At 69.8% G+C, this 8,631-nt stretch carries 7 protein-coding genes and 1 rRNA gene; 6 read left to right on the forward strand and 2 right to left on the reverse strand.

Annotation, left to right across the window (positions count from 1 at the left end):
• Nucleotides 1-140 precede the first annotated feature (140 nt).
• Genes ACIP79_RS34230 through ACIP79_RS34250 form a run of 5 tightly spaced genes read left to right on the forward strand, consistent with a single transcriptional unit; the run spans nt 141 to nt 6,880 of the window.
• Nucleotides 141-986 carry a hypothetical protein gene (locus ACIP79_RS34230; protein ID WP_401229688.1) on the forward strand — a complete coding sequence of 282 codons (846 nt, stop codon included), beginning with the start codon at nt 141-143 and terminating at the stop codon, nt 984-986.
• The gene (locus ACIP79_RS34235; RefSeq protein WP_401229691.1) at nt 976-2,286 is read left to right on the forward strand and encodes a hypothetical protein; all 1,311 of its coding nucleotides are present in this window, start codon (nt 976-978) and stop codon (nt 2,284-2,286) included. Before ACIP79_RS34230 ends, ACIP79_RS34235 begins: the two co-directional genes overlap by 11 nt.
• On the forward strand, nt 2,283-3,842 hold the full coding sequence (locus ACIP79_RS34240) for an SCO6880 family protein (protein WP_383682169.1): 1,560 nt from the start codon (nt 2,283-2,285) through the stop codon (nt 3,840-3,842). The genes ACIP79_RS34235 and ACIP79_RS34240 overlap by 4 nt, the downstream gene beginning before the upstream one ends.
• A 14-nt stretch (nt 3,843-3,856) precedes the next feature.
• Nucleotides 3,857-5,281, forward strand: a complete 1,425-nt coding sequence (locus ACIP79_RS34245) for an ATP-binding protein (protein WP_383682171.1) — start codon at nt 3,857-3,859, stop codon at nt 5,279-5,281.
• Between the two features lie 15 nt (nt 5,282-5,296).
• Nucleotides 5,297-6,880 (forward strand): type IV secretory system conjugative DNA transfer family protein, encoded by a 1,584-nt coding sequence (locus ACIP79_RS34250; protein WP_401229694.1) that lies wholly within the window; start codon nt 5,297-5,299, stop codon nt 6,878-6,880.
• Nucleotides 6,881-6,899: 19 nt separating this feature from the next.
• On the opposite strand, the gene ACIP79_RS34255 is transcribed toward ACIP79_RS34250, so the two are convergent.
• Entirely contained in the window at nt 6,900-7,445 is a 546-nt protein-coding gene (locus ACIP79_RS34255) for a GNAT family N-acetyltransferase (protein WP_401229696.1), read from the reverse strand.
• 167 nt (nt 7,446-7,612) lie between these two features.
• Here ACIP79_RS34255 and ACIP79_RS34260 point away from each other — a divergent pair, with 167 nt between their 5' ends.
• Complete coding sequence (locus ACIP79_RS34260) at nt 7,613-8,374, forward strand: CDP-alcohol phosphatidyltransferase family protein (protein WP_401229699.1); 762 nt, start codon at nt 7,613-7,615, stop codon at nt 8,372-8,374.
• Nucleotides 8,375-8,540: 166 nt separating this feature from the next.
• Here the strand turns inward: ACIP79_RS34260 and rrf are convergent.
• Nucleotides 8,541-8,631: ribosomal RNA gene (rrf, locus tag ACIP79_RS34265) — 5S ribosomal RNA — on the reverse strand; the annotation flags it as partial.

An 8,631-nucleotide genomic window follows, 5' to 3' on the forward strand; every position in this document is an offset into this window, starting at 1 on the left:
CCGACCCACCCGTCCGTCGTGCCCACCGGCTGAGGTTGCGTTTCCCTGATGTCGACTCACCACACCGCGCCCGCGCGGGAACCAGCACGGCTACCGTCGTACTACGCGGTTCAGCGAGAGGTTGAGGGGGCGTACGCGACATGAGTCTCGGTGACGAACCCGGCTACGGCGACGGCTCGCGCGGTGAGGACAGAGGGTACGGCGGCTCCGGCCAGACCCGGACGCGGCTGCCGGGTGGTGCGGGCGACGTGTACGGGGGTGCCCGGCGTGGCCGGTCCTCCTCCCGCAGCCTGGTCACGGTCGTCGGCGTCGTCGTCCTCCTGATCGCCGCGATCGCCTTCGCGAACCGCGGCGACGACTCCTCCTCCGCGGACACCACCACCGACAAGCCGGAGACCTCGGCCACGGCCCCGACGGGGGACCGGCCCGTGGGGTCGAAGGTGGCGGGGATCCCGGCGGGGTTCGCACACAGCCCGCAGGGCGCGGAGAGCGCGGCGGCGAACTTCGCGGTGGCGCTGGGCTCAACTGGCATGTTCAACAAGGACAGTCGGCACGACATCGTCAACACCATCTACACATCCGCCGCGGCAGGCCAACTCCAGGGCCCGATGGACGCGGCCTACTCGACAGACTTCCTCGGCAAGCTGGGGCTCGACGCCAACGGCAATCCGCCGAATGGAAACACGTTCGTCTCGCGAACGATCCCCGTGGGCACCAAGGCCGGGCAGTACAGCGACAGCGCCGCCAAGGTCTCCGTCTGGTACATGGGGCTCATCGGAATGTCCGGGGAGACCTCCACGGATCCCGTCACCTCCACCTGGAAGACGTGGACCTTCGACCTCCAGTGGGACAACGACGACTGGAAGATCGTGACGGACTCCCAGACGGACGGACCCGCCCCGGTCCCCGGCGACGACAGGGCCGCCGGCTCGGACGAGATCAGCAAGGCCATCGAGGAGTACGGAGGGTTCACGTATGCCCGGTAGCCGCAGCCGCGTTCTCAGGCTCACCACCGTCGTAGCCGTCGTGCAAACCTCGGCCATCCTGCTTGCTACGCGTGCCTTCGCAGCGCCGACCCCCACGCCGACGGCCTCGAAGGACCCCTGCAGCCTGCTGATCGGTCCCGCGAAGCAGTACTGCGAAGACGACAGCGGATCTACGGGTACTCCCAGCAACCCCGTCACCGACACCCTCGACCCCCTCTCCTCCCTCGCCCAGGGCTGCGCCGACGCCGCCTCCTGGACGATCGACAAGCTGAGTGAGGCCGTCAAGGACACGGCGAACGTGGACTTCACGAACCCGAAGTTCCTCCAGCAGTACGCCGTGGTCTTCGCGGCGTCGACGATCCTGACGCTGGTCCTGTGGCTGCTCGCCGTGGCGAAGAGGGCGGTGCGAGGCGTCCCCCTCACCACCGCGCTCGGGGAAGCGGTCGGCTTCCTGTGGCTGACGGTGCTGGCATCGGCGTTCACCCCCCTGATCCTCTACACGGTCGTCTCGGCGACGGACGGCGTCACGGAGGTCCTGTCGGCGACGACGGGCAACCAGACCGACACCTTCTTCGGCAACTTCTCCGGCGCCCTGTCCAAGGGCGAGAACATCGGCGGCGGCCCGATCATGCTGATCGTCGTCTCCATGGTGTCGATCCTCGCCGCCGGCGTGCTCTGGCTGGAGCTGGTCATCAGAGCCGCCCTCCTCTACGTCGGCGCCCTGCTCGGCACCGTCGTGTACGCGGGCCTGGTCGACAAGAACCTGTGGGGCCACGTCCGCCGCTGGGCGGGCATCATGATCGCGGTCATCCTGGTCAAACCGGTGATCGTGATCGTGCTGGGCCTGGCCGGCGCCCTGTCGTCCGCCGACGGCCCCGACGCGTTCTCCGCCGTCGTCTCGGGCCTCGCCATCATCCTGCTCGCCATCTTCGCGAGCGCGATGATCTACCGCTTCGTACCGGGCTTCGGCGACGAGATCGCCGGCTCCCGCAACAACCGCATCATGCAGGGCGCCGAGGGCAAGGCCGCCGCCGTCATGAGCTCCCCGGCCACCCTGGTCGCCCAGGGCATCAAGACCCACAGCACCCGCGCCGACAACGGCGGCGGAGGCGGTGGCGGCGGCAGCCAGGCCCGCCCCGCCAACCCCGCCTCCGGCGGCGTGGCCGCACACAGCACCCGTACGCCGAACGGAGGTGGCGGATCCGTCCCCTCCGCCACACCCCCACCGCGTACCAGCCCGGCCAACACCCCGCACGCCAGCAACGCCCGCAACAACCGCACGGGAGGTGAAGGGCGTTGACGACCGAGTCCCACGTGTCCCACGTGATCACGCCCCGCCGTACATATCTGATCGGCCGCGCCCGGCCGAACGCGATCGTCGGCCGGAACCGCGAGTCCGGCGAGATCGCGCTGATCATCGCGGGCGCGTTCCTCGGCATGATGTGCGGTCTGGTCGTCCCGGTGCTGTCCCTGCGGATCGTGCTGCTGATGGGCTTCCCGCTGGTCGCCCTCGCGGCGGTGTACGTCCCGTACAAGCGCCGCACGTTCTACAAGTGGTTCGAGATCAACCGCAGTTACAAGCGCAGCCTGCGCCGCGGCACGGCGTACCGCAGCAGCGTCATGGAGGCCGGCGTCAGCGCCGACGGACGCGAGGTCGAGATCGGCCCGCCGCCCGGCATCGGCCGGATCAACTGGCTCGCGGCGCCGTTCGGCCCCGACGAGATCGCCGTACTCCTGCACGCCGACCGCCGCACGGTCACCGCCGCGATCGAGATCGAGGGCCCGGGTGTCGGCCTGCGCGACTCCGAGGACCAGGAAGCCCTCGTAGACCGCTTCGGCACCCTCCTCAAGCACGTGGCGAACGGCGACGGCTTCGTCACCCGCATCCAGATGCTCGCCCGCACCCTCCCCGCCGACCCCGACGCGCACGCCAAGGACGTCTCCGTACGCGGCGACGAGCGCGCCCCCGGCTGGCTCCAGCAGTCGTACGACCAGCTCCAGTCCATGGTGTCCACCAGCAGCGAGCAGCACCGCGCGTATCTCGTCGCCTGCATGCACTTCACCCGCGAACTGGCCGCCGAGGCACAGGCGATGGCCCGCGCGGCCCGTCCCCAGGGCGGCCGGAAGCTGGACCGCGACGCGGGCCTCGCCGTCGTCATGGCGCGTGAGCTGACCGACATCTGCTCGCGGCTCCAGGAAGCCGACATCCGCGTACGTCAGCCGCTGGGCCAGGGCCGGCTCTCCTCCCTCGTCCACTCCATGTACGACCCGGACCACGCCATCGACCACATCCAGGCGATGACCAAGCGCAACGCCTGGCCGGCCGAGCTCGACGCCATGGAGCCCACCTACCTCCAGGCGAAGACCCGCGAGTCCTCCACCCGCGCGCCCTGGTGTCACTCCACGGCCTGGGTGAAGGAGTGGCCGATGACCCCGGTCGGCGTCAACTTCCTCGCCCCGCTGCTCGTCCACACCCCGGACGTCATCCGGACCGTGGCCGTCACGATGGACCTCGAACCCACCGAGATCGCCATCGAGCGGATGCTGACCGAGAAGACCAACGACGCCGCCGAGGCCAGCCGCGCCGCCAAGATGAACCGCACCGTGGACCCGCGCGACGTCGCCGCCCACGGACGCATGGACCAGCGCGGCGAGGACCTCGCCAGCGGCGCCGCGGGAGTGAACCTCGTCGGCTACATCACGGTCAGCTCCCGCTCCCCCGAGGCCCTCGCCCGCGACAAGCGGACCATCCGCGCCTCGGCCGGCAAGTCGTATCTGAAGCTGGAGTGGTGCGACCGCGAGCACCACCGCGCCTTCGTCAACACCTTGCCGTTCGCCACCGGAATCCGCAGGTAGGGGCTGATGTTCTGATGCGGGATCCGCTGTCCACGGCGACCGACGCCTTCACGTCCTTCCTCTTCGGCAAGATCGAGACGACCCGGCTCCCGGTCCGCACGTCCACGGGCCAGGCCCAGGCGGTCTACCTGCCGACCGCCGCGCCCGGCCTCGGTGACTCGGGCGTCATCATCGGCCGCGAGGTGTACTCCGGGAAGGGGTACATCTACGACCCCTTCCAGCTGTACGGGCAGCAGCTCCCGGCGCCGCACTGGCTGGTGCTGGGAGAGTCCGGCAACGGCAAGTCGGCGCTGGAGAAGACGTACGTCCTACGGCAGTTGAGGTTCCGCGACCGGCAGGTCGTGGTGCTCGACGCACAGGGTGAGGACGGCGCCGGTGAGTGGAACCTCATCGCGCGGGAGCTGGGGATAACCCCCATCCGGCTGGACCCGACCGCCGCCCTGGACATGGGCATCCGGCTCAACCCGCTCGACCCGGCGATCACCACGACCGGGCAGCTCGCCCTGCTCCGGACCATCATCGAGGTCGCGCTGGGCCACGGACTCGACGAACGCTCCGGCTTCGCGCTCAAGGTCGCGCACGCCTTCGTGAACGAGACGATCGTCGAACGCCAGCCGGTCCTGACCGACATCGTCGAGCAACTGCGCCATCCCGAACCGGAGTCGGCCGAGGCGATGAACGTCGCCATAGACGACGTACGGGCATGGGGCCTGGACGTCGCCCTGGTCATCGACCGCCTGGTCGACGGCGACCTGCGCGGCATGTTCGACGGCCCCACGACGGTCGGCATCGACCTCGACGCCCCCCTCATCGTCTTCGACCTCTCCCACATCGACCGGAACTCCATCGCCATGCCGATCCTGATGGCGATCGTGGGTGTGTGGCTGGAGCACACCTGGATCCGCCCCGACCGGAAGAAGCGCATCTTCCTGGTCGAGGAGGCCTGGCACATCATCAACAGCCCGTTCGTGGCACAGCTGTTCCAGCGCCTGCTGAAGTTCGGGCGGCGCCTGGGCCTGTCGTTCGTCGCGGTCGTCCACCACCTGTCCGACGTCGTGGACGGGGCCGCGGCGAAGGAGGCCGCCGCGATCCTCAAGATGGCCTCGACCCGCACGATCTACGCCCAGAAGGCCGACGAGGCCAGAGCGACCGGACGGGTTCTCGGCCTGCCCAGGTGGGCGGTCGAGATCATCCCCACCCTCACCCCCGGCATCGCGGTCTGGGACGTCAACGGCAACGTCCAGGTCGTCAAACACCTGGTCACGGAGACCGAACGCCCCCTCGTCTTCACCGACCGCGCCATGACCCAGACCTCCGCCGAACTCATCGCCGACGACGCGCTGCACGCCGCGGAACTGGAGGCGGAGGAACGCGCGGCCGCCTTCATGGAACAGCACCTGGGCGATCTCGACGGTTCCTCCGAGTCCACGGTCGCGTAAGGACGGTGACGTGAGATGAGACAGGAAGAGCGCGGCGACGAACGAGGGGTCCCCGACGGCCTGTTGGTCGGAGTGCTGGCCTTCCTGCTCGGCATGACGGTGATGGTGTGGACGTCCACGGGCATCGCCGGCCTGTTCTCCCATGGCGCCTGGCCGCACGCCGTCACCTTCGCGCACACACCGATGGCCATGCGGCACCTCGTCGGGGAGCCGCACGACCTGACGGGCGCCTGGCCGGGCACACCCGCGGACCAGTTGTCGGGCTGGGGCCTGTTCTGGGGCTTGTTCATCGGACAGTTGATGCTGCTGCTGGTGACGACGGTCTTCGTCATAGGGACGGTGGCGAGGTGGCGGGCGGGGAGGGTCAGACGCCGGATCGAGGCACAGGTGCCGAGGCAGACGGCTCCCTTGGAGGCGGAGGGCGAACGGATGGGCGGGCAGGCGAACATCCCGGCACCGGCCACGACGCACCCGCAGCCGCAGCAGCCGACGCCAGAGCAACCACTGGCGACGACGGTTCCCCTGTCGGCGCCGGCCGAACAGGCGAGCGGTAGGGAACCCCTCCCGACACCAGCCACAACGCCCCCGCAGCCACAGCCACAGCCACAGCCACAGCCACTGGAACAGGTCGCCCTCGCGGGCAGTTGGGAAACCCCGGCGACGACACCCCGCCTGGCCGCCCCCGTCCTCCTGGGCTCAGCCCAGACCCGCCACCCCCAGGCCGTCCGGGCGATCCAGGACGCGGAGGGCCCCGCCCTGGTGGTCACCTCGAACCCGCGAACCTGGTCGGACACCAAGGACGCCAGAGCCAAGCTCGGCCCCGTCCTCCTCTACGACCCCTCTCACCTGTGCGACACCCCGGCCCGCCTCCACTGGTCCCCCTCCGCCGGCTGCGAGGACAAGGCCACCGCGGCGGCGAGAGCGGCCACCCTGCTCGCCCCCGTACGCCCCACCGCCAAGGTGGACCAGCCCATGGCGGACGCGGCGGAAACGCTGCTGCGCAGTTACCTGCACGCCGCCGCCGTGGAGGGCAAGCCCTTCCGCCACGTCCACCGCTGGTCGCAGGGCACGCAGGTACAGGACGCCGTACGAGCCCTCCGCACGAACCCCAAGGCCGCGTCCGGAGCCGCGGGCGAACTGGAGGCGGCACTCACCTCGCACCCCGAACGCCGGGACATCGCGCAGGAGTTGACAGCCCGCGCGCTTTCGTCCTTCTCCACGGTCAACATCCGCGAATCCTGCACGCCGAACCGAAGTGACACCCTCACTCTGGATTCCTTCGTGAACGAAGGGGGCACGCTTTATGTGGTCGGTGAACCCATCGAGGACCCCAGGGCGAATCCCGGCGCGATGCCGCTCCTGACGGCCCTCGCCTCAAGCGTGGTCGAGCGCGGCCGGCGCATGGCCGAACGGTCATCCTCCGGTCGCCTCGACCCACCACTTGCCCTCGTCCTGGACGATGTGGCGGCCGTGGCTCCCCTCCCCCAGCTTCCGGACCTGCTGTCCGCGGGGGCGGCCCGGGGCCTCCCGACCCTGGCCCTCCTCCGCTCGCACGAGCAGGCCCGGTCCCGCTGGCCGCAGTACGAACTCCCGGTCTGACACCCGGCCACCGAGTCCCCTACGCCCGCGAGATCACGTACTCCAGCTCCCGCTCCCCGGTGTCCCCGGTCACGCTCACGCCGGTCGGCGCGAACCCGGCCTTCCGATAGAACGCCTCAGCACGGGAGTTCTTCTCGTGCACGAAGAGCCGCAGGCGCCCGAGCCCGCTCTCCCAGGCCCACTCAAGCGCGGCGTCGAAGAGCGCCCCGGTCACCCCGGCCGCGCTCCCCCGGTGCTCCGGCCGCACATAGACGCCCACCAGATGCCCCTGCCGCCGCTCGACGACGCCCCCGAAGAAGTCCCGCGACCCGGCCTCCTCGACCAGCACGGTCACTGACCCGCCCCACACCCCGTCCTCGCCCACGGCCACGAACTGACGCCGCTCAGCCGCCCCCTGAGCCGCTCCGGCCGCCCGCTCGCGCCAGAACCCCTCGGGCCTGGCCGCGGCCTCCTCGTACGTCTCCAGGAAGGCGATATGGGCGACCGGGTCCCGCAGCGCCGCGAGCCGCAGCTCCCGCACCTCGGCCCACTCGTCGGAACGTATGGAACGGATCACGTGGTTCATGGCATCCACGGTATTGCCCGCCTGCGACAACGCCCACCGGATATCCACCCTGCCGACACCCTCCGTCAGTGTCCCCGCCATGATCTTCCCTGTACGGCGTCGACCCGACGTCAGATCCCCCTACCCCCTCAGCCCTCAGCCCTCAGCCCTCCATGGAGAAGCGCAGCATGCCCAAGGTCCCACTCGACGAACTCCGCAACGTGATCCACCCACCGGGCAAGCTGGACAGCAGAGCGGAACACTGGGCCGGCCGCCTCTACATGCGCGCTCTGTCCCTCCGGATCACCCGCCTGATCCTCGGCACCCGCGTCTCGCCGAACCAGATCACGGTGGTGATGGTGTTCGCGGGCGTCCTCTCCGGAGTGGCCCTGCTCCTGCCGGGCCTGGCCGGCGCCGTACTGGCCGTCCTCTTCATGCAGCTCTACCTGCTGCTCGACTGCGTGGACGGAGAAGTGGCCCGCTGGCGCAGGCAGTTCAGCCCTCTCGGCGTCTACCTGGACCGCCTCGGCGCCTACCTCGCCGACGCCGCGGTCATGGTCGGCATGGGCCTGCGCGCCGCCGAACTCGGCCTGGACCCCTACCTGGTGGCCGGCCTGGTGGCGGCCATCGGCGTCCTGCTCCTGAAGTCGTCCTCCGACCTCGTCCACGTGGCCCGTTCGGACAGCGGCATGCAGAAGGCCACCGACCAGTCCGTGGTCCCCCGCTCCACCGGCCTCGCCCGGGTTCGCCGCCTCGCCTCAGCCGTCCAACTGCACCGCCTGTGCAACGGCATCGAGGCGACCCTGCTGCTTCTCGTGACCGCGATCGTGGACACGGCACTCGGCGACCTGACGGCCACGAAGGTCGCCACCATCGCCATCACGGCGATCGTGTGGCTCCTGGTCCCCGCCCACATCGTCTCGATCGTCTCTTCGTCCCGCCTGAAGTAACGCTGCTGGCGTACGGGTTCGGGTATGGGTACGGGTACGGGTACGGGTACGAATGCGTACCCGTACCCGCCGACAATGAACCGGAATTGCCATTACCCCGGAATCGCACCCCGAACGCAGAAAACCCCCGTACCGTTTCCCGGTACAGGGGTTTTCTCCAATATAAGTTCGGCGGCGTCCTACTCTCCCACAGGGTCCCCCCTGCAGTACCATCGGCGCTATGAGGCTTAGCTTCCGGGTTCGGAATGTAACCGGGC

Source organism: Streptomyces sp. NPDC088747 (genome assembly GCF_044751025.1).
GTDB lineage: Bacteria > Actinomycetota > Actinomycetes > Streptomycetales > Streptomycetaceae > Streptomyces.